Annotated in this window: 27 protein-coding genes; 8 read left to right on the top strand and 19 right to left on the bottom strand. The window is 53.7% G+C overall.

Going from position 1 to position 23977, the window contains the following annotated elements:
• Positions 1-33: 33 nt before the first annotated feature.
• Genes yfcD through yfcF form a run of 3 tightly spaced genes read right to left on the bottom strand, consistent with a single transcriptional unit; the run spans position 34 to position 1893 of the window.
• Positions 34-585 carry an NUDIX hydrolase YfcD gene (gene yfcD / locus ACWWFX_RS01150; protein WP_108473583.1) on the bottom strand — a complete coding sequence of 184 codons (552 nt, stop codon included), beginning with the start codon at positions 583-585 and terminating at the stop codon, positions 34-36.
• A 55-nt stretch (positions 586-640) separates the two neighbouring features.
• Positions 641-1192, bottom strand: a complete 552-nt coding sequence (yfcE, locus tag ACWWFX_RS01145) for a phosphodiesterase (protein WP_473223004.1) — start codon at positions 1190-1192, stop codon at positions 641-643.
• Between the two features lie 56 nt (positions 1193-1248).
• Positions 1249-1893: a glutathione transferase gene (gene yfcF, locus ACWWFX_RS01140; protein WP_276219750.1), complete on the bottom strand. Its 645-nt coding sequence runs from the start codon at positions 1891-1893 to the stop codon at positions 1249-1251.
• A gap of 150 nt (positions 1894-2043) precedes the next feature.
• On the opposite strand from yfcF, the gene yfcG reads away from it, so the two are divergent.
• The 6 genes from yfcG to ACWWFX_RS01110 all read left to right on the top strand — a co-directional run bounded on the left by yfcG (position 2044) and on the right by ACWWFX_RS01110 (position 5597).
• Positions 2044-2673, top strand: a complete 630-nt coding sequence (gene yfcG / locus ACWWFX_RS01135; protein ID WP_473223003.1) for a GSH-dependent disulfide bond oxidoreductase — start codon at positions 2044-2046, stop codon at positions 2671-2673.
• A gap of 58 nt (positions 2674-2731) precedes the next feature.
• On the top strand, positions 2732-3094 hold the full coding sequence (folX, locus tag ACWWFX_RS01130; protein ID WP_015963638.1) for a dihydroneopterin triphosphate 2'-epimerase: 363 nt from the start codon (positions 2732-2734) through the stop codon (positions 3092-3094).
• A gap of 21 nt (positions 3095-3115) precedes the next feature.
• Positions 3116-4009: a TIGR01777 family oxidoreductase gene (locus tag ACWWFX_RS01125; RefSeq protein WP_473223002.1), complete on the top strand. Its 894-nt coding sequence runs from the start codon at positions 3116-3118 to the stop codon at positions 4007-4009.
• 201 nt (positions 4010-4210) lie between these two features.
• A complete protein-coding gene (locus tag ACWWFX_RS01120) occupies positions 4211-4468 on the top strand; it encodes a hypothetical protein (RefSeq protein WP_276219747.1) in 258 nt (85 codons plus the stop codon).
• Positions 4469-4471: 3 nt separating this feature from the next.
• Positions 4472-5035 (top strand): helix-turn-helix transcriptional regulator, encoded by a 564-nt coding sequence (locus ACWWFX_RS01115; RefSeq protein ID WP_473223001.1) that lies wholly within the window; start codon positions 4472-4474, stop codon positions 5033-5035.
• A gap of 55 nt (positions 5036-5090) precedes the next feature.
• The gene (locus ACWWFX_RS01110) at positions 5091-5597 is read left to right on the top strand and encodes a GNAT family N-acetyltransferase (protein WP_473223000.1); all 507 of its coding nucleotides are present in this window, start codon (positions 5091-5093) and stop codon (positions 5595-5597) included.
• Between the two features lie 26 nt (positions 5598-5623).
• Here ACWWFX_RS01110 and hisP read toward each other — a convergent pair whose 3' ends face one another.
• From hisP to ACWWFX_RS01075, 7 genes are all read right to left on the bottom strand, one after another.
• Positions 5624-6397: a histidine ABC transporter ATP-binding protein HisP gene (gene hisP, locus ACWWFX_RS01105; protein WP_473222999.1), complete on the bottom strand. Its 774-nt coding sequence runs from the start codon at positions 6395-6397 to the stop codon at positions 5624-5626.
• 7 nt (positions 6398-6404) lie between these two features.
• Positions 6405-7121, bottom strand: a complete 717-nt coding sequence (locus ACWWFX_RS01100; RefSeq protein ID WP_015963633.1) for an ABC transporter permease — start codon at positions 7119-7121, stop codon at positions 6405-6407.
• Complete coding sequence (locus tag ACWWFX_RS01095) at positions 7118-7804, bottom strand: histidine ABC transporter permease HisQ (RefSeq protein WP_015963632.1); 687 nt, start codon at positions 7802-7804, stop codon at positions 7118-7120. The genes ACWWFX_RS01100 and ACWWFX_RS01095 overlap by 4 nt, the downstream gene beginning before the upstream one ends.
• A 68-nt stretch (positions 7805-7872) precedes the next feature.
• Positions 7873-8655 carry a histidine ABC transporter substrate-binding protein HisJ gene (gene hisJ, locus ACWWFX_RS01090; RefSeq protein WP_276219743.1) on the bottom strand — a complete coding sequence of 261 codons (783 nt, stop codon included), beginning with the start codon at positions 8653-8655 and terminating at the stop codon, positions 7873-7875.
• A 232-nt stretch (positions 8656-8887) separates the two neighbouring features.
• The gene (argT, locus tag ACWWFX_RS01085; protein WP_276219742.1) at positions 8888-9670 is read right to left on the bottom strand and encodes a lysine/arginine/ornithine ABC transporter substrate-binding protein ArgT; all 783 of its coding nucleotides are present in this window, start codon (positions 9668-9670) and stop codon (positions 8888-8890) included.
• A 294-nt stretch (positions 9671-9964) separates the two neighbouring features.
• Entirely contained in the window at positions 9965-10534 is a 570-nt protein-coding gene (locus ACWWFX_RS01080; protein ID WP_276219741.1) for a UbiX family flavin prenyltransferase, read from the bottom strand.
• Between the two features lie 58 nt (positions 10535-10592).
• The gene (locus ACWWFX_RS01075) at positions 10593-11579 is read right to left on the bottom strand and encodes a LacI family DNA-binding transcriptional regulator (RefSeq protein ID WP_473222998.1); all 987 of its coding nucleotides are present in this window, start codon (positions 11577-11579) and stop codon (positions 10593-10595) included.
• A 333-nt stretch (positions 11580-11912) separates the two neighbouring features.
• Between ACWWFX_RS01075 and ACWWFX_RS01070 the strand changes: the two genes are divergently transcribed.
• On the top strand, positions 11913-13319 hold the full coding sequence (locus tag ACWWFX_RS01070; protein WP_473222997.1) for an MFS transporter: 1407 nt from the start codon (positions 11913-11915) through the stop codon (positions 13317-13319).
• A 10-nt stretch (positions 13320-13329) separates the two neighbouring features.
• Positions 13330-15291 (top strand): glycoside hydrolase family 127 protein, encoded by a 1962-nt coding sequence (locus tag ACWWFX_RS01065; RefSeq protein ID WP_473222996.1) that lies wholly within the window; start codon positions 13330-13332, stop codon positions 15289-15291.
• 208 nt (positions 15292-15499) lie between these two features.
• Here ACWWFX_RS01065 and hybG read toward each other — a convergent pair whose 3' ends face one another.
• The 9 genes from hybG to purF form a co-directional block, all read right to left on the bottom strand.
• Positions 15500-15748 carry a hydrogenase maturation factor HybG gene (gene hybG / locus ACWWFX_RS01060; RefSeq protein ID WP_149461992.1) on the bottom strand — a complete coding sequence of 83 codons (249 nt, stop codon included), beginning with the start codon at positions 15746-15748 and terminating at the stop codon, positions 15500-15502.
• 12 nt (positions 15749-15760) lie between these two features.
• Positions 15761-16102 (bottom strand): hydrogenase maturation nickel metallochaperone HypA, encoded by a 342-nt coding sequence (hypA, locus tag ACWWFX_RS01055; protein ID WP_276219737.1) that lies wholly within the window; start codon positions 16100-16102, stop codon positions 15761-15763.
• Positions 16095-16586: a hydrogenase-2 assembly chaperone gene (gene hybE, locus ACWWFX_RS01050; RefSeq protein ID WP_276219736.1), complete on the bottom strand. Its 492-nt coding sequence runs from the start codon at positions 16584-16586 to the stop codon at positions 16095-16097. Before hybE ends, hypA begins: the two co-directional genes overlap by 8 nt.
• On the bottom strand, positions 16579-17073 hold the full coding sequence (locus ACWWFX_RS01045) for a HyaD/HybD family hydrogenase maturation endopeptidase (RefSeq protein WP_276219735.1): 495 nt from the start codon (positions 17071-17073) through the stop codon (positions 16579-16581). Before ACWWFX_RS01045 ends, hybE begins: the two co-directional genes overlap by 8 nt.
• Entirely contained in the window at positions 17073-18776 is a 1704-nt protein-coding gene (gene hybC / locus ACWWFX_RS01040) for a hydrogenase 2 large subunit (RefSeq protein WP_473222995.1), read from the bottom strand. The genes ACWWFX_RS01045 and hybC overlap by 1 nt, the downstream gene beginning before the upstream one ends.
• Complete coding sequence (hybB, locus tag ACWWFX_RS01035; RefSeq protein ID WP_108473566.1) at positions 18773-19951, bottom strand: Ni/Fe-hydrogenase cytochrome b subunit; 1179 nt, start codon at positions 19949-19951, stop codon at positions 18773-18775. Before hybB ends, hybC begins: the two co-directional genes overlap by 4 nt.
• Positions 19941-20924 (bottom strand): hydrogenase 2 operon protein HybA, encoded by a 984-nt coding sequence (gene hybA / locus ACWWFX_RS01030; protein WP_473222994.1) that lies wholly within the window; start codon positions 20922-20924, stop codon positions 19941-19943. The genes hybB and hybA overlap by 11 nt, the downstream gene beginning before the upstream one ends.
• 2 nt (positions 20925-20926) lie before the next feature.
• The gene (gene hybO / locus ACWWFX_RS01025; protein ID WP_015963621.1) at positions 20927-22045 is read right to left on the bottom strand and encodes a hydrogenase 2 small subunit; all 1119 of its coding nucleotides are present in this window, start codon (positions 22043-22045) and stop codon (positions 20927-20929) included.
• Between the two features lie 386 nt (positions 22046-22431).
• A complete protein-coding gene (gene purF, locus ACWWFX_RS01020; RefSeq protein ID WP_473222993.1) occupies positions 22432-23949 on the bottom strand; it encodes an amidophosphoribosyltransferase in 1518 nt (505 codons plus the stop codon).
• Positions 23950-23977: the final 28 nt, after the last annotated feature.

The following is a 23977-nucleotide window of genomic DNA, read 5'->3' as shown; positions in this document are numbered from 1 at the left end:
ATGGGCGCGATACGCCATCACATTTTCAGCACGCTACTCTTTGTCAGCAGTTTCCGGTTCGTGTGACTGATTCTTCGCATTGCGACTCATCCACAGCGCCAGCGCTTTTAGCGAGTCTGCGGTAAATTCGTCACAGCGCGCGGTGATCTCTTCCGGCGTCAGCCAGCACACTTCGCTGACCTCTTCTTCCTGCAACGCAAACGGCCCGTGAGAAACACAGCTGAACAGGCTTCCCCAGACGCGGCAGTGCTTATCTTCAAAGTAAAACTGTCCATGGTCGGCAAACGGCACACCAGCAATGCCCAGCTCTTCTTCTGCTTCGCGACGCGCTGAGTCGAGCATCTGCTCATCAGACTGCACCACACCGCCTGCCGTCGCATCCAGCAAGCCAGGTTGGTAATCTTTGGTATCGGTGCGACGCTGCACCAGTATTTTCCCCATACCGTCATGAACGACAATGTAGGTAGCGCGATGACGCAGACACTGAGCCCGCATCTGTTCACGGCTGGCCTGCGCGATAACCTCATTGTCTTCGTTGACGATATCTACCCATTCCGTGCTTGCCAAATGATTCTGCTCGACCATCAGAAAAGTTTCTCCAGAAGCGCTCTTGCGGCGCATTTTACGTTTGTCGGCTAAATTACGGGTTAATCACAACCTCTGCAATAACCTGTTGATCATTGAGTGCGAAAACTTGCAGTTTATCGCCGTCCAGCATGCCGTAACTGGCGACATTACCGCCTTTCGGAATGCTGACCGAGCCGGGGTTAAACAGGAAAATCTCGCCGCGCTTCTCGGCAACCGGGAGATGCGTATGCCCGGAGACCAGCACATCACCTGCCGCCAGCGGCGGAAGGTTATCGGGGCCATAGAGATGACCATGCGTCAAAAACAGATGCTGATTTTCAGTCAGGATCTGCTGCCAGGGCGCGGTGATGGGAAAGTGCAACAGCATCTGGTCCACTTCGCTGTCGCAGTTGCCGCGAACGGCAATAATCTGGCTCGCCAGCGGGTTGAGGCGTTCGGCTACCTGCGCCGGTGCGTAGCCCTCAGGCAATGCATTACGCGGCCCGTGATAGAGGATATCGCCAAGGATAACCAACCAGCGGGCACCGCTTTGTGCAAAGAGTGACAATACGCGTTCAGTCGCGGGCAGAGAACCATGAATATCCGATGCAAACATCAGCTTCATTTATCAAATCTCCACACATGAAAACCGTACTATCATAATGGATTCCGTGCGCGTTTTCAGCCTGCGCGTTTCGCTGAAAGCGCAACGTAGCGCAGAACCGAAGAACGTTGCCACTGGAACTCGGCGTAGTCGGCAAGCGCCTGAGGAACATCATCTCCATTCAGCACCAGGCGATTAAGCATCAGCGCCAGATCCGTATCCGCGATACACCATTCACCAAACAAATTTTGCTGCCCGTGAGCCAGTAACGCGCTCGCCGTGTCAAACAGTTTAGCGGCGCTTGCTTCTCCCGCGCGGGTTAATGGCGGTTTTTTTACACCAGCAAATACCACATCCGTCGATCGTTCTTCGCGAATCGGCATCAGGTCGCTGCGCAACCATGCCTGAATTTGCCGGGCGCGGGCGCGTTTTTGCATATCATGCGGATAAAGTCTCTCCCACTGCGGCGGGGCAAAACGTTCATCAAGATATTCGGTGATTGCCGATGACTCGCTCAGCTGGAACTCGTCGATTTCCAGCAAGGGTACGCGTCGCGTCTGACCATAGCCTTTCCAGCCTGACTGAAGATGTTCGCCGTTATTCAGCGACACGGTTTTGAGCGTGAACGGCAGGCTTTTTTCCTGCAGCGCCACGTAAACGGACAAAACATAAGGCGAGAAAAAATCGGAATCGGACCAAAGGGTAATTGCAGGGGTGCTCATAATATACTCACTGTCTGATGGCGATAAATCAACATATCCTGTCTTTTCATGCTTGTCACTTATCGCCGCCATGAGGATTTTGCATGTCAGCCCCGAGTCGATACTTGAGCCTATACTGTAGAAATCAACCCGCCAAAAATCGGAGAGACGATGATAGATCTCTACTATGCGCCCACCCCGAACGGCCACAAAATTACGCTTTTCCTTGAAGAGGCTGAACTGCCCTATCGCTTGATTCGCGTCGATATCAATAAAGGCGAGCAGTTTAAGCCGCAATTTCTCGATATTTCACCGAATAACAAAATCCCGGCCATTGTTGATCATCAGCCGGAGGACGGCGGCGCCCCATTTAGCCTGTTTGAATCCGGGGCCATCCTTCTCTATCTGGCAGAAAAATCCGGCAAGTTGCTGAGCGGCGAACTGCGCGAGCGCCACACGACGTTACAGTGGTTGTTCTGGCAGGTCGGCGGCCTGGGCCCGATGCTGGGGCAAAACCATCACTTTAATCACTTCGCCCCGCAACCCGTTCCCTACGCCATTGAGCGATACCAGGTGGAAACCCAGCGCCTGTATAGCGTGCTGAATCAACGCCTTGCCAGTCACCCGTGGATTGCAGGCGATCACTACAGCATTGCCGATATCGCCTGCTGGCCGTGGGTAAATTCCCACGTGCGGCAACGTATCGATCTTACCACCTACCCGGCGGTGCAAAACTGGTTTGAGCGCATCCGCCAGCGCCCGGCAACCGCGCGGGCCATGCAACAGGCGCAGCCCCATTAAGTGGCCGATTGCTTTCGTGTATGATGGCTGGGACAACTATAAAAGGGAGTAATCTGCAATGTCTCAGCCAGACGCTATTATCCGCATCAAAAACCTTCGCCTGCGCACCTTCATCGGGATTAAAGACGAAGAGATAGCCAACCGACAGGATGTGGTTATCAATATCGAAATCCGCTATCCGGCGGACCGGGCGCGCAACAGCGAAGATATTAACGATGCGCTGAACTACCGCACGATCACCAAAAATATCATTAGCCACATTGAGGGTAACCGCTTCTCACTGCTGGAGAAATTAACTCAGGATGTGCTCGATATCGCACGTGAACATCACTGGGTCACCTATGCTGAAGTTGAGGTCGATAAACTTCACGCGCTGCGTTACGCCGACTCCGTTTCCATTGCAATGAGCTGGCAACGTTAAGCGCTTCCTGACGGAGGTGGCATGAAGATTCTGATTACCGGAGGAACCGGGCTGATTGGCGGCCATTTAATTCCGCGCCTGCTGGAGCTGGGTCATGCGGTGACCGTGGTTACCCGCAGCCCGGATAAAGCCCGGCAGCGTTTTGGCTCGCGCGTTGAGGTCTGGAAGGGGCTTGACGACAAGCGCACGCTCGATGGCATTGATGCCGTCATCAATCTGGCGGGCGAGCCGATCGCCGATAAGCGCTGGACCGATACGCAAAAACAACGGCTGTGCGAAAGTCGCTGGCATATCACGGAAAAGATTAGCGCATTAATTCAGGCCAGCGAAATGCCGCCTGAAGTGCTGATATCCGGCTCTGCGGCGGGGTATTATGGCGATCTCGGTGAAGTTGTGGTGACCGAAGAAGAACCGCCGCACAATGAATTTACCCACAAACTCTGTGCGAAGTGGGAAAAGATCGCCTGCACCGCGCAAAGCGATCGTACCCGCGTTTGCCTACTTCGCACCGGCGTCGTGCTGGCCGCGAAAGGCGGTATTCTCGGCAAAATGCTGCCACCGTTCAAACTTGGGCTCGGCGGGCCAATCGGTAGCGGCCGACAATATCTGGCGTGGATCCACATCGACGATATGGTCAACGGCATTTTGTGGTTGCTCGATAATCCGCTGCGCGGGCCGTTCAATATGGTTTCCCCCTACCCGGTCCACAATGAACAATTCGCCCATTCCCTCGGGCACGCATTACATCGCCCCGCCATTCTTCGCGTACCCGCCACGGCCATTCGTCTGCTGATGGGGGAATCGTCGGTACTGGTGCTGGGCGGGCAACGCGCCCTGCCAAAACGGCTGGAAGAGAGCGGTTTTGTCTTCCGCTGGCACGATCTCGATGAAGCGCTAGAGGATCTTTTAGCCTGAAACAGGGCACTCCTGTAAACGGGAGTGCTTTCCTGAAGGCGCCTCGCATAACGTCACTTTGCCTGGTTAACGACTTTCATCAACGTGAGGTCGCTTCCAACATCGTCAAAAAAGCTCTGTCATAACCCTCCCGTGATTATTTTACATCACAATAATGTTGACGAACGTCAACACCCTCTTCATACTCACGGGACCTCGCTGATGAAGGAACATCCAGATAAACATATCAGAGCAGCAATCCACTACGCGTTGGAACAAGATTGGATATTTGTCGCTGGCGGTAAAAGCGCCCACTGTTTTGGCAGATTGAAATGCGGCACTCCCAAACATCAGGAACATATGATGAGCATCTGGTCTACACCTGCCGTACCCGTACACCACGCACACCAAATTATCCGTATGGTGGAAAGGTGTAAGCCAGGCGTGATACTCATCCGAAACAACACAAAGGAGCAGTGAACAATGCCACTCTTTAATTTCACGTTAACGCTCTCGGGCGTCAACGCCAGCACACCCGGCCTTGAGGATGCGTTATATGCAGCAGGCTGCCAGGATGCGCTAGTCTGTTTTTACGGCACTTCGGTCTATCTTGAATTTGACCGTGAAAGCCCCTCGCTGGATGCTGCCATTCTATCCGCCATTCGTGACATCGAATCATCCACCTCGCTACATGCTCGTGTGGAGTCCGTCGATTCTGCGCTGGTTGGCTTAAGTGATATCGCCGGATTAACCGGGCTGACGCGCCAGGCAGTTGCACTTTTAAAGGAAGGTGCGCGTGGTAGCGGTAATTTCCCAGGGCCTGTACAACGCGTGAAAGGTAACTCCCCGCTCTGGCGCTGGAGCAGCATCGTTGACTGGCTGGTCTCTGAAGCACGCATTTCCGCAGATTCCCCACTGGTCACGCAGGCACACATCATGGATAGCCTGAACCTTGCGCTACAGCTTCGAGCCTCACTGGAAAGCCAGACGGTACTCAACTATTACCATGATCTTAGCAATCACCACGCTGCACTCAAGAGCCTGTAATCCCACACGTTGAGGTGTTAAGGTAATCGCTTCTTTACCCGTTATGGCATTGAATATGATTACCCTCACCACGCCGCGTCTGCTGCTCTCATCCTTCAACGAATCTGACTGGCCTTTTTTCCTGCGACTCCGCCAGGATCCTCAGGTGATGCGTTATATGGGGGATGTATTGAGTGACGCTGCGCTGCGAACGGTTTTCGATGCGCGCTGCGCCGATAGTGGCGTATTCGTGCTGCGCGAAAACAGCGTTGAGCCAATCGGTGATATTGGCTTACGTATCAGCAGTAAAAACCCACATGAAGCAGACGTCGGCTATGCGCTGTTACCGTGCGCGCAGGGAAAAGGCTATGCACGCGAAGCCCTGAGCGCTATCTGCCAGTACGGGTTTACTGAACTGGGTGTGAATGCCATTAATGCCTGGGTGCTGGGCGAGAACCGCAGTTCTTCGCGCCTGCTGGAAAAACAGGGGTTTGTGCGCATTCAGGTACTGGAAAATGCCTATCATCTGAACGGTATTGACTACGACGACTGGGTCTATCGGCTGGAACGTCCGCACGAATAGCCCGGCGGAGCGCCGGGCTGAAAAGATTACTTCAGCGAACCTTTGAGGAACTGCTGCAAACGCGGGCTTTGCGGGCTATCGAACAGTTGTTCAGGGTTACCCTCTTCCTCAATTTTTCCCTGATGCAGGAAGATAACGTGTGACGAAACGTGACGAGCAAAGCCCATTTCATGCGTCACCGCCACCATGGTTTTCCCCTCTTCCGCCAGTTGCTGCATGATACGCAGCACCTCGCCTACCAGCTCCGGGTCCAGCGCGGAGGTCGGCTCATCAAACAGCAGGACTTCCGGCTCCATCGCCAATGCGCGGGCAATCGAAACACGCTGCTGCTGGCCGCCGGAAAGATGCACCGGATATTTCGCCTGCTGACGCGCGTCGATGCCCACCTTCGCGAGATATTTTTCCGCTCGCTCGCGCGCTTCCTGCTTGCTCAGGCCCAGCACCTGAATTGGCGCTTCCATCACGTTCTCCAGCACCGTCATGTGGCTCCAGAGATTAAAATGCTGGAAGACCATCGTCAGGCGAGTACGCAGCAGGCGCAGCTGATTTTTGTCAGCGACTTTCAACTGACCGTCTTTATCACGCACCAGCCCGATATTCTGGCCGCTCACCACAATCGTGCCTTCGCTTGGTTTTTCGAGGAAGTTAATGCAGCGCAGAAAAGTACTTTTCCCCGACCCGGACGAGCCAATAATACTGATCACATCCCCGGCGTCCGCCTTCAGTGATACCCCTTTCAGCACCTCGTGTTCGCCGTAGTGCTTATGCAGATCGATTACGTTTAATTTATTCTCAGGCATCGTGTTCTCAGTGCGAAGAAGAAGGTTTTACATGCTGCAACCAGCGTTTTTCCGCTTTGCGGAACAGAGAGATCAGCACATACGAGATAATCAGATAAAGCACCGCCGCAATCCCAAATGCCGTAAACGGCTGATAAGTGGCAGAGTTGATATCCCGGGCAATCTTCAGTAAGTCCGGCACGGTGGCGGTGAATGCCAGCGCCGTCGAGTGCAGCATCAGAATCACTTCATTGCTGTAAGCCGGCAGCGCAATACGCAGCGCCGACGGTAAAATAATGCAGCGGTAAAGCTTAAAGGAGGAGAAACCATAGGCGCGCGCCGCTTCAATTTCACCCGCCGGCACCGCGCGAATCGCGCCCGCGAAAATCTCGGTAGTATAAGCGCAGGTATTCAGCGTTAGCGCCAGCACCGTACAGTTCAGGCCGCTACGGAAAAAAGCGTTAAGCAGCTCGGTGCCTTTCACGATTTCGAGCGTATACATGCCGGAGTAGAACACCAGCAGCTGTACATACAGCGGCGTGCCGCGAAAAATATAGGTAAACAGCCACACCGGGAATTTGATGTATTTATTGCTGGAGACGCGGGCAATGGCGAGAAACAGCGCCAGAATTCCACCCATCACCACCGAAGAAATCAGCAGCCACAGCGTAATGGCGACGCCGGTGAAGCGATAACCATCCGTCCACAGCAGGGATTGCCAGTATTCCTGAATAATCTCGATCACAGGTCAGCCCTCTTCACGCCCACGGAGTAACGGCGTTCGAGCAACAGCAGCACACCATTGGAAACGGTTGTAAATACCAGATAAATCAGGCCACAGACGATGGCGAAATAGAAAGGTTCCCAGGTACTTTTCCCGGCCAGCTGCGTGGCTTTCACCACATCTTCCAGCCCCAGCAGCGACACCAGCGCTGTCGATTTGAGAATAACCTGCCAGTTGTTGCCAATCCCCGGTAGCGCGTAACGCATCATCGCCGGGAACAGAATGCGGCGAAACGTCTGCCCGCCGGTAAAGCCAAAGGCCGTCGCCGCTTCGATGTGCCCTTTCGGCACCGCCATAAACGCGCCGCGGAAGGTCTCGGTAAAATAGGCGCCGTAGATAAACCCAAGCGTAATAATACCGGCGATCATTGGGTCGATGTCGAACTGGCTCAAGCCGAGTGAATCGGTCACCACGTTCAGCGCCATCTGCAACCCATAGAAAATCAATAACATCAGCACGAGATCTGGCACGCCACGAATCAACGTCGTATAGCCTTCAAATATCAGCGCCATCACGCGATTATTGGAAAGCTTTGCGCCAGCCCCAACCAGGCCGATAAGCACCGCCAGTACCACCGAACTGATTGCCAGCTCGAGGGTCACCAGCGCGCCCTGAAAAATGACTTGTGAAAACCCGTAAAGCATTCAGCCTGTCCTGTCTTATTATCACCGTCGCCCCATTCTGAGGCGGGGCGACGGGTGGTCAGCGAAGGTTATTCGCCGTATACGTTAAAATCGAAGTACTTTTTCGCCAGCTTGTCATACGTGCCGTCAGCACGCATTTCAGCAAACGCTTTATTCAGCGCTTCACGCAGTTCATTGTCGTCTTTACGCAAGCCCATACCGGTGCCCACGCCAAACAGTTTTTCATCTTTGATGGACGGGCCACCAAATGCGTAATCTTTACCAATCGGTTGTTTCAGGAAACCTTCGCTTGCCGCGACTTCATCCTGGAAAGCAGCGTCAATGCGGCCTGCGGTCAGGTCGGAGTAGATGTTGTCCTGACCCTGATAAGAGACAATCTCAACCCCTTTTGCCGCCCAGTGTTCATTCCCGTAGGTTTCCTGGGTAGTGCCCTGCAATACACCGACACGTTTGCCTTTCAGGGTGGCGAGATCAGGCGTTACCGGAGAGCCTTTTTTCACGACCAGGCGAGAGTCTGCTGCATAAAGTTTGTCGGTAAACGCGATTTCCTGCTGACGTTTTTCGGTGATCGACAGCGAAGACATAATGGCATCGATTTTCTTCGCTTTCAAAGACGGGATCAGCGCGTCCAGCGGGTTCTCAACGAAGGTACATTGTGTCTGGATACGCTTACACAGCTCTTTTGCCAGATCGATATCAAAACCAATCAATTCACCCTTCGCATTCTTTGATTCAAACGGTGCATAGGTTGGGTCGGTGCCAATTCGTACTTTTTGTGGGATTGCTGCGAAAACACTCGAAGCGCTTGAAAGCGCCAATACCAGAGAAAAAGATAACGCCAGCTTTTTCATAATTATCCTCGACTGCCTTTGATTTCTGCGGGTTTGTCCAAAAAATCCTGAGCAGTTATCGTGCCACTTTTCAGCCCAGAATGGCAAAGCATTCTGCCCTGTCTGTTGGCTTTTTTCTCACTAAAAATGCGTATTTATGCAGGAATGCACCACTTTTGTGCACGGAGTGCACAGCTTCGAAACATTGGCAGTGTCAATGCACCATTTAAGTGCATTGACGCTGCCGGAGAAATTAATCCCCGTAGACGTTGAAGTTAAAGTACTTCTTCGCCATCTTGTCGTACGTGCCATCGGCGCGGAGTTCAGAAAGCGCTTTATCAAACGCCTGCTTCAGCTCAGCGTCATCTTTACGCAATCCAACGCCCGTGCCGTCGCCAAAGAATTTTTTGTCCTTCACGGAAGGCCCGGCGAAGTCAAAATCTTTCCCGGCAGGCTGTTTGAGGAAACCTTCGCTGGCGGCCACTTCATCCTGCAAAGCGGCATCCAGACGCCCCGCGGCCAGGTCGGAATAAATCAGATCCTGGTTCTGGTACGCGACGACATCAACGCCTTTGCTGCGCCAGTTTTGGTTAGCGTACGCTTCCTGAGTCGAGCCCTGCAATACGCCGACGTGCTTACCTTTCAACGAATCCAGCGTTGGCTGAATAGGCGAACCTTTTGCGGCAATCAGACGTGAATCTGCCGCGTAGAGCTTGTCGGAGAAGGCAATCTCCTGCTGTCGTTTTTCGGTGATAGAGAGAGAAGAGATAATTGCGTCGATTTTCTTCGCTTTCATGGAGGGGATCAGGGCATCAAAATCACTGCCGACCCAGGAACACTTCACCTGCATGCGTTTACACATTTCATTACCCAGATCGATATCAAAGCCGATGAAATCGCCTTTGGCATCTTTCGAGGAAAACGGCGCATAGGTGGTGTCAGTGCCGATGCGGATACTTTGCGGCAACGCGGCGAACGCGCTGGACACGCTGCCAAGACCGAGCAGTAAAGAGAGAGCCAGAACCGTCTTCTTCATACATACCCCTTTAAAAATCGTGATGCAGTGAGCTGCTATCTAATAGGTTGTGTTGTGTGTTGCAGACCAACAGTGCAGCTTTTATGCCATCTTTATCGTCAGCGCTGACTTTGACGTTAAATTTGTTAATAAAAAGATGCAATATGGTAACAAGATAGGAAGATAGCAGTTCGGACACATAATCCGCAGCAGTAAAACGCAAAATACGTGATTAAATATCGAGGATTTGATCGGCGTTACAAAATCGCCCTGCAACAGGGCGAAAAGCACAGATTAGCACCACATTGGTGCAGCTCAGGCACCTTGCCAGCGGGTAAAGAGATCCTGCGGCAGGTCGATATTGAAGAGATCGAGAACGCGGTTAACTGTTTGATTTATAATATCATCAATGGTTTGCGGCCGATGATAAAACGCCGGAACAGGCGGCATAATCACCGCGCCAATTTCGGCGGCCTGAGTCATTAAGCGCAGATGCCCCAGATGCAACGGTGTTTCCCGCACGCAGAGCACCAGCGGGCGACGCTCTTTGAGCACCACATCCGCCGCGCGGGTCAGCAGCCCGTCGGTATAACTGTTCACAATGCCGGAAAGGGTTTTCATCGAACACGGCAGAATCACCATGCCCATGGTTTTGAAGGACCCTGATGAAATGCTGGCGGCGATATCGCGCGCATCGTGCACGACATCAGCAAAGGCCTGCACATCGCGCAACGAGAGATCCGTTTCCAGCGAAAGGGTTTGCCGCGCGGCCTGGCTCATCACCAGATGCGTTTCAATATCAGGCACGTCGCGTAAAACCTGAAGCAGGCGTACGCCATAAATTGCGCCGCTGGCACCGGATATTCCAATAATAAGTCGTTTCACTGTGACTGCCCTTTTTGCGTAATGCTGCAACTTTGCCGAATTATTGTCTGCCGTGCAACTATGCGCCATTAACCGAACTTTCACGCACCACCAGTTTTACTGGCAGGAGCATATTCCTGTCGCTCTCATCATTAAGCAATAAGCGGAAAGCATCGCGGCCCAGTTCACGCTTGTCGATAGCCACGGTAGTTAACGGGGGATAAGCCCAGGCTGCAGCGTCAATATCATCAAAACCAACAATCGCGATATCCTGCGGTACGCGTACGCCCCGACGCGCGCATTCCCGCATCGCGACCAGCGCCGCCACGTCGTTGTAGGCAAAGATGGCATCGGGCGGTTCGGGCAAAGCCAACAGCTTTTCCATCCCATTCACCAGCGCATCTTCGATATCTTTAACCGGAGGAACTTCAATTCTGTAGTCAGAAGAAACGGTTAAACCCGCATCAAAAATCGCCTGCTGGTAGCCTTCTACACGCTGGCGAATGCTGTAATGCCCCTGTGAATTACCTAAAAATGCAACCCGGCGTCGACCTTGCTCGATCAGGTGGCGCGTAGCGATAAACCCACCGTAAAAATTATCAGGGTTTACGCAGGGAAAATCAGCCGCCCACAGATCAACCAACACCGTCGGTAAAGTGATTTTGCTAAGCTCTGCCAGAATTTCAGGCTCCAGATACCCGGCCCCCATCACCGCATCCGGCTGATGCAACTGAATTACTTCAGCAAGCGCATCGTCCGGCCCAACGGGCTGAAAACTCATGGCAATGTCATTTTCGCGACAGGCATCGGCAACGCCGAGCATGACGTTCGAATAAAACGGCAGCGCGCTGGCGATGTTATGTTGACGATGGAGCAGAAACAACAGTCGCTTAATACGCCCGCCACGTAGTCGCGTAAAGTCATAGCCCTGCGCTTCGGCAATTGCCAGAATGCGCTGACGTGTTTCTTCAGCAAGGCCAGATTGCCCTTTCAGCGCGCGGGATACCGCGGCAATAGAGACACCGCTTGCTGCCGCGATATCCTTGATTCGTGTTTTTTTTACCATCCCTCTCTTTTGCCGCCTTTCGCCATCCGTTGTTCATTTAGCGTTTCAGTATAAGTGTTTTTACTAAAAAACAATCGTTAATTCTTCAAAATGCGAACGATTAGCAAGCCCGCCAACGGCCATTCCAGCCCTCAAAAGTGACTCAAATCACATTTAATTATTTGTTTCTAGTAAAAAATAGATCAAATTCACATTGAAAACATCTCATCATTTACGTCTTAGCCTCATCAGCCCTACTCTAAAAATCGCACTATTTTTACTAAAAAACTGTCAGAGATGCGCCGTAATGACTGTTTAGCCAATAGAAACTGCTAACACTTATGGAGATTGATTATGGCTACTGCCGATAATCTGGATGGTGATGTACTCAGGAGAGAGGATGCCGGAGAGACGCTCTCAACACGCGAAAAAATCGGCTATGGATTAGGTGATGCGGGCGGGCACTGTATCTCCGATTTAATCAGCGGCTTTCTGCTCTTTTTTTACACCGATATATTTGGTTTAAGCCCCGCTATCGTTGGGGCAATGTTCCTGATCTTGCGTATTTTCGATGCCATCTCTGACCCGGTGATGGGCGTCATCGCGGACCGCACACGTAGCCGCTGGGGCCGCTTCCGCCCCTGGCAGTTATGGATTGCGGTGCCATTAGGCGTTATTGGCATTCTTACCTTCACCGTTCCTGAGATGGGCCCGAATATGAAAATCGCCTGGGCATTCGGTACCTATTTCCTGCTCTCTGTGGGCTATACCGCCATCAACGTCCCGTACTGTGCGTTGATAAATGCAATGACCAATCGCCACGACCAGGTGATGTCCTGTCAATCCTGGCGCTTTGTATTAAGCGGCATTGCTGGTTTTCTTGTCGCCGTAGGCTTGCCGTGGATGGTGGAATTTTTCGGCAAGGGGAATCTGGCAAAAGGCTATCAATACGGCGTCACTGTTATCTGTACGGTCGGCGTGGTGATGTTTCTTCTGTGCTTTTTCTGGGTGAAGGAACGCGTACCGCTTTCACTTGCCGGAAAATTTACGTTGCGTCAGCACCTGCAAGGCTTATGGAAGAACGACCAGTTACTGCTGATGCTGGTGATGTCCTTTCTGCTGGTGAATATTCTGTGCATTCGCGGCGGCGGTTATATGTACTTTATCTCGTACGCGCTGGAAGGCAGCGCCGGGTTTATGTCGCTGTTTTTCGCGGTGGTGACCATTGCGGCCATTCTTGGCGCCATTGTGGTTAACCCGCTCTCCCGCCGCATCGACATGGTGAAGCTCTATTTTTACACCAATCTGGTGCTGGTCGCCTTTGGCGTCATGATGTGGTTCCTGCCAACCGGAGCGCAGCATCAAACGTTGTGGTTAGGCTGCATTTTGATCAACAACATCGTTCTGGGATTCACCCTGCCCCTGCACTTTTCCATTATGGCTTTCGCCGACGACTACGGCGAATGGAAAAATGGCGTCCGTTCTTCGGGTATGAATTTTGCCTTTAACCTCTTTTTTATCAAGCTCTCCTGGGCCTCTTCCGGCGGAATTATCAGCCTGATTCTCATCATGGTCGCTTATCAACCTGGGCTTGAAAATCAGACTGCGGCGTCAATTCAGGGTATCACCGCGCTGCAAAGCCTCGCGCCCGCCATTTTCCATCTGGTACTGGCGTTATGCCTGCTCAAGTGCCGTTTGAATGGCCCTATGATGCAGCGCATTTCCACCGATCTTCATCAACGTCATTCACAGTTATCCTGAGGAATAGAAAATGCACGCTGAAGTGATAGAAGCACCTTTGAATCACATCACCATTACTGACCCATTTCTTGGAGAGTATCAAAGACTTATCCGCGATGTGGTTATCCCTTATCAATGGCAGGCGCTTAACGATGCCATTCCGGAAGCGGAACCCAGCCATGCGTTGGCTAACTATCGCATTGCCGCAGGAATGCAGAAGGGCGAATTCTACGGCATGGTTTTTCAGGATAGTGACGTCACGAAATGGCTGGAAGCCGTTGCCTGGTCATTGTCACAGAAACCCGATTCGGCGCTTGAACAAACGGCGGATGACGTTATTGAATTACTGGCTCAGGCACAATGTGAAGACGGCTATCTTAATACCTGGTACAGCGTGAAGGAGCCTGGCCTGCGCTGGACAAACGTTGCGGAGTGTCATGAGCTTTATTGTGCGGGTCATCTGTTCGAGGCAGCAGTCGCCTTTTATCAGGCGACCGGGAAGCGTAGTCTACTGGAAATCGCCTGTCGCTTTGCCGACCATATCGACACGGTTTTTGGCCCTAATGAAGGTCAACGACGCGGATACCCAGGACACCCGGAAATTGAACTTGCGCTGATGAGACTCTACGAAGTCACGCTGGATAACCGCTATAAAGAGCTGGCTCGCTTCTTCCTTGAAGAGCGTGGAAAACAGCCCTACTACTACGATATTGAATTTGAGAAGCGTGGCGGAACCTGGCACTGGAATGACTGGGGTGACGCGTGGATGGTGAAAGACAAAGCATACACCCACGCGCATAAACCGCTCAACGAGCAGCATCAAGCCGTCGGCCATGCCGTACGTTCTGTTTATTTGATGACGGGATTGGCCCATCTCGCACGCATGACTCACGACGAAGAAAAACGCCAAACTTGCCTGCGGATCTGGAACAATATGGTACACAAGCGCATGTATATCACCGGAGGCATTGGTTCGCAGGCCGTGGGTGAAGCGTTCACCAGCGATTACGATCTGCCCTCAGATACCGCCTACGCCGAAAGCTGCGCCTCCATCGGCCTGATGATGTTCGCCCGTCGAATGCTGGAGATGGAAGGCGACGCCCAGTATTCCGACGTCATGGAACGCGCATTTTACAATACCGTGCTCGGCGGTATGGCGCTGGATGGTAAACACTTCTTCTACGTTAACCCGCTGGAAACGCAGCCCAAAAGCATAGCCTGCAACCATGTGTACGATCATATCAAACCGGTACGTCAGCGCTGGTTCGGCTGCGCCTGCTGCCCGCCCAATATCGCCCGCACGCTGGTCGCTATCGGGCATTATCTTTTCACTCCGCGTAAAGATGCGCTGTTTATCAACATCTATGCGGGGAGCAAAGCACGGTTTGAAATTGAAGGGAAATCGCTGCAACTGCGTATAGACGGCAACTATCCGTGGGAAGAACGGGTGACCATAACCTTCGATAATGCGACACCAGTTGCGCATACGCTCGCCCTGCGCCTTCCGGAATGGTGCGAAAACCCAACTGTTCAGGTTAACGGTGAACGAGCGCAGGGAGAGGTCATTAAAGGGTATCTTCACGTCCATCGCCACTGGCAAAAGGGAGACTGCATAACGCTCACCTTACCGATGACGATCATGCGTGTATACGCCAATCCTCGGGTCCGCCACATTGCCGGGAAAGTCGCTATACAGCGTGGGCCGCTGGTTTACTGTCTGGAAGAAGCAGATAACGGGGCGGACTTGCACAACCTTAATTTGCCGCAAGGCGCTGAATTTCGTCTCAAGCAAGGTATCGGTGTACTGAAAGGAAAAGTGCTGCTTCAGACTGAAGGCACCCGACTGGCGACGCCCTCAGAAGGCGAAGCGTTGTATCACTTTAACCATCGACGCACTGCCCTTCAGCCGCAAACGCTCACCTTTATACCGTGGTTCAGTTGGGCAAATCGTGGCGAAGGTGAAATGCGTATTTGGCTAAACGAACAAGCGTAATGATTAGACAGGCGTTCCCATAAGGGAACGCCTCAGATAGCGGACAAAGTGCGCTTTGTTCTTGCCGGATGCGGCGTAAGCGCCTTATCCGGCCTACAAAACAGTGCAAATTTAATAAATTGCAGAAACGCTGTAGGCCTGATAGGCGCAGCGCATCAGGCAATGTTGCGTTTGTCATCAGTCTCAGGCATTCCCACACGGGAGCGCCTTAGGCTACCGTTTCGTCATACTCCATCTGCCGCAGCGCTGCCAGCGTCGCCTGCGCTTCGGCTTCATCAATAATGCTCATGGCAAACCCCACGTGCACCAGCACCCACTGCCCAACGAGGTCGGCGGTGTCGCCTTCGCAGATAAGCGCAATATTCACATCGCGCTTCACGCCACAGACTTCCACCTGCGCGAGCTGGTGAATATCTTCACCCACGGCCAGCACCTGGCCCGGTACGCCAATACACATAATTAACTCCGGTTATTCCACTTCAATACTTTTTACCCGCAACGAATCGCCCGTATCGACGCGCAAATTCGCACCATCACACTGCGGGCAGCGCGCATCATGCTGGGTGATTTCAACCGCGCGGCTGCAATCCCAGCACCAGGCCTGTGCGGGTCGGTACTCAATATGCAATTCACAGCCTTGCGCGACAGTGTGCTGACAGACGATATCAAAGCTGAAACGCACGGCGCTCTCTTCCACGCAGGAGAGCGCGCCGATCTCCAGCCATACGCCCGTCACGCGGTTAACACCGTGCTGCTCGGCCTGCTGCTGGATGATTTCCACCGCGCTCTGGCACAGCGACAGCTCATGCATCCGCCACGCTCCGACGGCCAAACAACAGCGAGCGACGACTTGCCATACTCGGCGCATCCGGGTTGCTCACCGCAAGGGAAAGCAGCATCCGCGCACAATCATCCACCAGCCGCAGCCCCTCATCCACCGAAAGCGCTTTAGGCAGCGGCGACAGCAGCGAGCATGATAGATATTGCGAAACGCCTTCCAGCTCACTCACAGTGAAGGTCATGGTACCGTAAGGCAGTTGCAGCCCCAGTTTTTCACTGACGGTGCGACGCGGCCAGCGTTGGTCCGGGCCAGGGAAAATAACTGCGCTCAGCATCCACGGAGTGATAACGCAGCCCGTCCACTGCCCTTCAAATACCGTGAAGTTCGACACGGAAACGGGCATTGCTGGGTGGAGAAACGCCAGGTCATGCATCGAACGACGAGCCACCTCTTCAAACGCCGCCTGCACCAATAACTGCGGCGACGTTGAGAAACCGCTGATCTCTTCAGACATGCGTTTCCTCCCGGACAACTACTTCAACACCCGATTCGCGCAGCGCCATCAGCACCTGCTCCAGCGCGGGCGTGATCATCGCCTCTACGGTTGGCGTTAAACCGATATGGGGCTCAAGGGATTCAGGGATAACGCCTACCAGGGTGAGTTTTTTCGGAAACTCCCCTGTGAAGCGCAGGGCCGACAGAACGTCGGCCAGCCCAAGCTGATGCGGGGAGATTTTATTGGTAAACAGCGCCGGAACTTCATCGTCACGCAGCACCATGATCGTGCCCGGCGCATTTTTGCGTGAAACAATAGCATCGGCGATAATCAGATGATCGCGATCGGCCATATCGCCCAGCAGCTCCATGCCCGCCGTGCCGCCGTCAAGTACCTCGACGTAATCCGGCAAGATGTAACGCTGCTCCAGCGCTTCCACAATACGCACGCCGATAGCCTCATCGGTGAGCAAAATGTTGCCAACGCCTAAGACTAAAATCCGCATCACAGCACCTTCACCGCGACAACATCATTGCCGTCGGCGTCCACAACATGCACCGCGCAGGACATGCACGGGTCAAAGGAGTGAATCGTGCGCACCACTTCCAGCGGTTTTTCCGGATCGGCGACCGGCGTACCCACCAGCGAACGTTCATACGGGCCGACTTCGTCGTTGAAGTTACGCGGGCCGGAGTTCCAGGTAGAGGGTACAACCGCCTGATAGTTGCTGATAATGCCGTCTTTGATCACCATCCAGTGTGACAGCATACCGCGCGGTGCCTCGAGGAAGCCGACGCCTTTAAACTCACCCGTTGCCGGAATATTCGGTTTCACAAAGGTGGTATGGTCACCCTTGCCGATGTTCGTCACCAGCGCGCTGTACTGATGCTGAAGAATATGTTGCAGTTCGCAGCAATGAACGGTACGCCCGATGATGCGACCAAGTGTTGAGTGCAGTTGTTCAACGCCCAGCGTTTTACCCGTCAGCTTAGTGTAAATGGCGATGATTTCGTTGAGTTTCGCGTGGGTTGATTCGCGTTTTGCCGCCAGTTTGCACAGCATATTCGCCAGCGGCCCCACTTCGACGGTTTTACCGTAGAAGGTCGGCGCTTTCACCCACGAGTATTTCCCGTCGTCTGACCAGCCGGTATAGTTCGGCACGGTGGTGCCTTCCCACGGCGCCTGCGGTGCTTCGTCTTTATACCACGCGTGCTTCGCGCTCTCCTGAATCCCTTTAATCAGGAACTCATCAGACTGCGAACTGATAGGGCGATAGGTCGAGAGGTCACTGTTGGTGATATAGCCGCCCGGGAAGAGGAAGCTGCCGTTTTTACCGTCGGTCGGGAATTCCGGCGTTGCCAGATAGTTCACCGCTCCGCGACCGCGCTCCAGCCATTCCGGATAAAACGCCGCAATGACCGCCGTATCAACTTTATAAACCTGCTCAACGAAATCGCTCAGCTTATCGATAAAGGATTTGATGTACATCAGGCGTTCAAGGTTCAGCACGCCCAGGCCATCAAGGTTGATAGGGTTCGCTACCCCGCCGACGGCGAGGTTCTGAATGTGCGGTGATTTACCGCCCAGCAACGCCACCACGCGGTTCGCGTCGCGCTGGCACTCCAGCGCCTGTAAATAGTGCGCAACAGCAATCAGGTTTACTTCCGGCGGCAGTTTCATCGCCGGGTGCCCCCAATAGCCGTTGGCGAAAATCCCTAACTGACCGCTGGCCACCAGGTCCTTGATTTTATTCTGAACTTTGGTGAACTCTTCCGCACTGTTCAGGTGCCAGCTCGATACGCCGGTCAGCATCGCCGAGGCTTTCGCCGGGTCGGCTTTCAGGGCTGACGTGATATCCACCCAGTCGAGCGCCGAGAGCTGATAAAAGTGCACAATATGGTCATGCGTGGTGTGCGCCGCCAGGATGATATTGCGGATATGCTGGGCATTCACCGGCACATCAATTTTCAGCGCGCTCTCCGCCGCACGCACGGAGGCAATCGCATGCGTGGTGGTACACACGCCGCAAATACGTTGCACAATCATCCAGGCATCGCGGGGGTCGCGATTTTTGACAATCTCTTCCATGCCGCGCCACATAGTGCCGGACGCCCAGGCCTTAGACACCACCCCATTTTCAATTTCGCAGTCGATGCGCAGGTGCCCTTCAATTCGGGTTACCGGGTCAATCGTAATTCTCTGGCTCATGCTTTGCTCGCCTCATGACGCTTGTTGTCGTTTTGTTTTAAAGGGGGAAGTATCGGCAACAGACGAATGAGCAGGATGTATGCACAAATCTCAATTGCCACAAAACCCATAGAAATCAGCAGTTCTTCCCAGGTTGGGAAGTAGTGGTAGCCGCCACCGGGGTTGAATGCCACCAGCGAATAGGAGATACGCCAGGTCGCACAGCCCAGCAGCGCACTCAGTGCGGACAGGTAAAGCATGCGCGAATCATTGCGCAGTTTCCCGACGCGCAGTACCACCAGCGGGAAGAGCATCAGCAGCGCTTCCAGCCAGAACAGGAAGGAGTAGAAATCCCCCGCAAAGGCATACGACAGTTTGTGGCGATAAATCAGCTCACCGACGCGCAATACCAGGAACAATGCAAGCAATACGCTGGCGGTATTCATCAGCTTCACAAACAGCGATTTCTCATCCGGCCCTCTTCCCCGTAGCCCGGTTTGCACCAGCGAACCTTCAAACACCACAATGGCGAAGCCCATGATGAACGCGGTCAGCACCGAGAAGAGCGGCAGCATTTCGTAGCTTTGCCACAGTGGATGCACTTTATAGCCTGCCGAGATCATCAATGACCCCATGGAGGACTGGTGCATTGTCGGCAGCAGCGCGCCGAGCGCAATGATGAAGAACATCAGTTTATTGAGGAACTTCAGCGGCACCTTCCAGCCCATACGTTCCAGCAGCGCGGGCGCGAACTCCAGTGCCATGACGCCGATATAGATGGTCATACAGACGGCGGTTTCAAATAGCACCGAGTTAACGTTAAAGTGCCCCGGAATGTAAAAGTACGGCAGGTTCCAGTAACGCCCAACGTCGATGGTGATCGACAGGCCACCGAGAGAGTAGCCAAACAGGCTGGCCAGCAGCGCCGGACGCACCAGCGGGTGATAACGCCCTTTGTTGAAGACATATACAGCCCAGGCCAGCGCCCAACCGCCGCAGGCAAAGCCGGTGCCGATCAATAAATCGAAGGCGATCCAGATCCCCCACGGGTATCCACCGTTAAGATCGGAAACGGAACCCAATCCCCAGATCAGACGTTTGACGATCATGATCAGGCACAGCACAGCCAGCGGAGCGAAAATAATGATCGGCTTGCTGATAATTTTCCCGCCCAGCGGTTTTGGATCATGACTCATGATCGTCTCCTCCATCGTGAGGGCCGCTTTTGGTATTGCGACGCACCAGCACGGTTAACCCCGCCAGCAACGCAAGCGGCAGCATCATGCCTTTATAAACGGTGTGTTGTACGTGTTCAGAACGCGCCCCGGTAGAGAGCTCATCCAGCTTCGGCAAACCCAGATTCTCATAAGGCACACCGGTCAACACCAGCACCTGCGTTCCGCCGCCCTCTTTCTCACCGTAAAGGTGTGGATGGTAGTTCGGTACCGTATGCAGGTAGGTATCCCCTGTTTTCAGGGTCTGACGCGGGTAGTGGTATTCGCTTCCTGGCTTCAGGGTCAGACGTTTTTTCGCTTCCGCCATCAGCTCTTCGCGCGTACCAAAAATCACCGCACCCGCCGGACAAACAGAGACGCAGCCGGGCAATCCGCCTTTATCTAAACGTTCAACGCCCTTCTGATTACACAGTTCACATTTGTGAATCGCGCCAAACGGGTTGTTGTAATCGTATTTCGGCACGTTATAGGGGCAGGCGACCATGCAGTAACGGCAGCCGGTGCAGACATCTTTGTTGTAATGCACAATGCCAGTTTTCGGATCTTTTCTCAGCGCCTGAACCGGGCAAACGGAGACACAGTTCGGGTCTACACAGTGCATGCACTGCTTTTTGATGTAGGCGTAACCGTTCTCTTCGCTGTCTTTGTTAACCCCCGTTCCGCTACGCCACACCTGAATGATGTTATTGGTGTAGGGCGAAAGTTTGTCGTTGTTGGACCAGGTTTGTTCGCCCTGCGGGTTGCGTGCCGGGAAGTTGATATTCTGGCACTCGGTCACGCAGGCCTGGCAGCCGACACAAAGCGTTGAGTCGTATAACATCCCCAACGAACCAGGAATGGGCGGACGGTTTTCCGCCGCCTGAGCCACGGAAGGGGCAGCCCCCAGCAGCAAGGCGCCGCCGGAGGCAGCTTTAATAAAGTTTCTTCTGTTCACGGTTATTCTCCCCGTGAGTCAGTGTTATCTTTCTTCTGCTGACGCCCCAGCTCGCGAACGGCCATCACGCTGACGCCCGCCACCAGGCCAACCACGCCTCCCAGTAAACCCACGGCGCCCGCTGAAATCTCGCCGCCCTCTTTCAGGTCTACATCGGGTTTTTCCGCGCGCGGTGTTTGATTTTCAACCGTTGCCAGTTGGTGGATACCTTTGTGGAAACCGACGCCCTCTTCGTTACAGCCGTAACACGGATGACCAATCGCCACCGGCCACACGCCACCGACGTCGCAGAATTGCAGCGTTGAGCAGTTACCGTATGTTTCCGGCCCTTTGCAGCCCAGATGGTACAGACACCAGCCCTGACGGTGACCTTCATCGCCAAACTCTTTCGCAAAGCGCCCGGCATCAAAGTGCGGACGACGTTCGCAGTGTTCGTGGATCAGGCGACCATAGGCGAAGGTTGGGCGATTTTTGGCATCCAGCTTCGGCGGTTTACCAAAGGTGATGATATGCGCGACGGTCGCGAGGAAATTGTGCGGGTTGGGCGGGCAGCCAGGAATGTTGATTATCGTTTTGCCCGGCAAGGCTTCCTGAAGCCCTACCGCGCCGGTCGGGTTAACGCCCGCCGCCGCCACGCCGCCCCAGGCAGCGCAGGAGCCAATCGCAATAATTGCCGCTGCCCCTTCTGCCGCTTTGCGGATATGGTCGATAATCGGCTCACCGGCGACCATGCAATAAATACCGTTATCTTTTAACGGGATCGAGCCATCGACCACCAGCACGTACTGACCTTTGTATTTTTCCAGGGCGTTGTGCTTGTTCTCTTCAACCTGATGGCCGAAGGCGGCGGAGAGTACTTCGTGGTATTCCAGAGAGATAGTCTCCAGCACGAGGTTTTCGACGGTTGGGTGGGTAGCGCGGAGCAGAGATTCCGTGCATCCGGTACACTCCTGCGCGCCAATCCAGATAACCGGCGGACGCTGCGGGCGGGTGATTGATTCGGCCATCTCGGCGGCCGCTTTACTACTGAGCCCCATCGTGGCGGCCAGCGCTGCACAAAGCTTCATAAAATCACGGCGGTTAACGCCATGAGAAGTGCTGAGGGTGTTATCTCCAGTCATCTTGTTGTTATTCCGTAACGAAGACTTGGGTTTCTCCTGCACCTCTCGCAGGTTGCAAAAGGCGCACCATTGACCACATTTATTTTATGGTTATTGGCAGCATACTACTCCGCCATATAGACAAAACGAAGGGTCGAGAGGGTTTTGTAACCAATGAAAGCAGTTTTTCTTACCACCCCATTAACCCCTAATTGGCATTATCCACATATTAAAAATGGTTAATGGGGCTACTATAAAATTTATGGCAGTGATGTTTATCCGGTTTGTTCACACTATTGAAAAACGGATTCTGAAAAATGTGAGGAAGGCGAAATTACTGCGAAAAGAGAGGGATAGGATTGGGGGTACAGAAAAGAAAACGCCAGGTTTCCCTGGCGTTAGACGCGTTAACCTTCGTTATGCATCTCTAAGTTTTCCACTTCGTTCTGCAACTGCACCGCTTTGGCGTCGTCGTTACGCAGGGAATCGAGATAATCGAGGTACTGTTGATCGACATCTTTGGTGACGTAAATCCCGTTAAACACCGAACACTCAAACTGCTGAATATCCGGGTTTTCTGCACGTACCGCGTCGATCAGATCGTCCAGATCCTGGAAGATAAGACCATCTGCGCCAATGATCTGGCGGATTTCGTCAACTTCACGACCGTGGGCAATCAGCTCGGTGGCGGTTGGCATGTCGATACCGTACACGTTCGGGAAGCGAATTTCCGGTGCGGCTGACGCCAGATACACCTTCTTCGCCCCTGCTTCACGCGCCATCTCGATAATCTGCTCTGAGGTGGTGCCGCGCACGATGGAGTCATCAACCAGCAGGACGTTTTTATCGCGGAACTCGGCACGGTTAGCGTTCAGCTTACGGCGTACGGATTTACGACGCAGCTGCTGGCCCGGCATGATAAAGGTACGGCCAACGTAGCGGTTTTTCACGAAACCCTGGCGATACGGTTTACCCAGAATACGCGCAATTTCCAGCGCGATATCGCAGGACGTTTCCGGAATCGGGATCACCACATCGATGTCCAGATCTTCCCACTCGCGGGCAATCTTTTCACCGAGTTTGGTGCCCATATTTACACGCGCGCTGTAAACGGAAATCTTATCGATAAAGGAGTCCGGACGCGCGAAATAGACGTACTCGAACAGACACGGGTTGCTGACCGGGTTGTCCGCGCACTGGCGGGTGAAGAGCTGGCCCTTCTCGGTAATGTACATCGCTTCGCCCGGCGCGACATCGCGCAGGAACTCAAAGCCCAGGGTATCGAGCGCCACACTTTCGGAAGCAACCATATATTCCGTACGGCCATCGCCGATATCGCGTTTGCCCAGCACCAGCGGACGGATACCGTTCGGGTCGCGGAAGGCGACCATGCCGTGACCGATAATCATCGCCACGCAGGCGTAAGCGCCACGGATTTGGCGGTTAGTCGCGGCAATCGCGGCGAAGATGTTATCGGCTTCCAGCGGATAATGGCGGAAATTGTCGAGTTCGCTGGCGAAGATATTCAGCAGGATCTCGGAATCAGAGGTGGTGTTGATGTGGCGGCGCTTCTCTTCGAACAGTTTTTGACGCAGTTCGTGCGCGTTGGTCAGGTTGCCGTTATGGGCAAGCGTAATGCCATACGGGGAGTTGACGTAGAAAGGCTGCGCCTCAGACGCGCTGGAGCTGCCAGCGGTTGGGTAGCGCACGTGGCCAATCCCCATGTTGCCCTGCATACGCTGCATATGGCGAGCTTCAAAGACATCGCTGACCAGCCCGTTTGCCTTGCGTAAACGGAAGCAGTTGTTCGCATCAATGGTGATGATGCCCGCGGCATCCTGTCCACGATGCTGCAGCACCGTTAACGCATCATAAATCGACTGGTTGACCGGCATAACACCGGCGATACCGACAATACCGCACATACGTCTTTTCCTCGTTAAGCCACATCTC

Source organism: Pseudocitrobacter sp. 2023LY-00077, from assembly GCF_055796175.1.
This window is presented reverse-complemented; position numbering and strand designations above follow the sequence as displayed.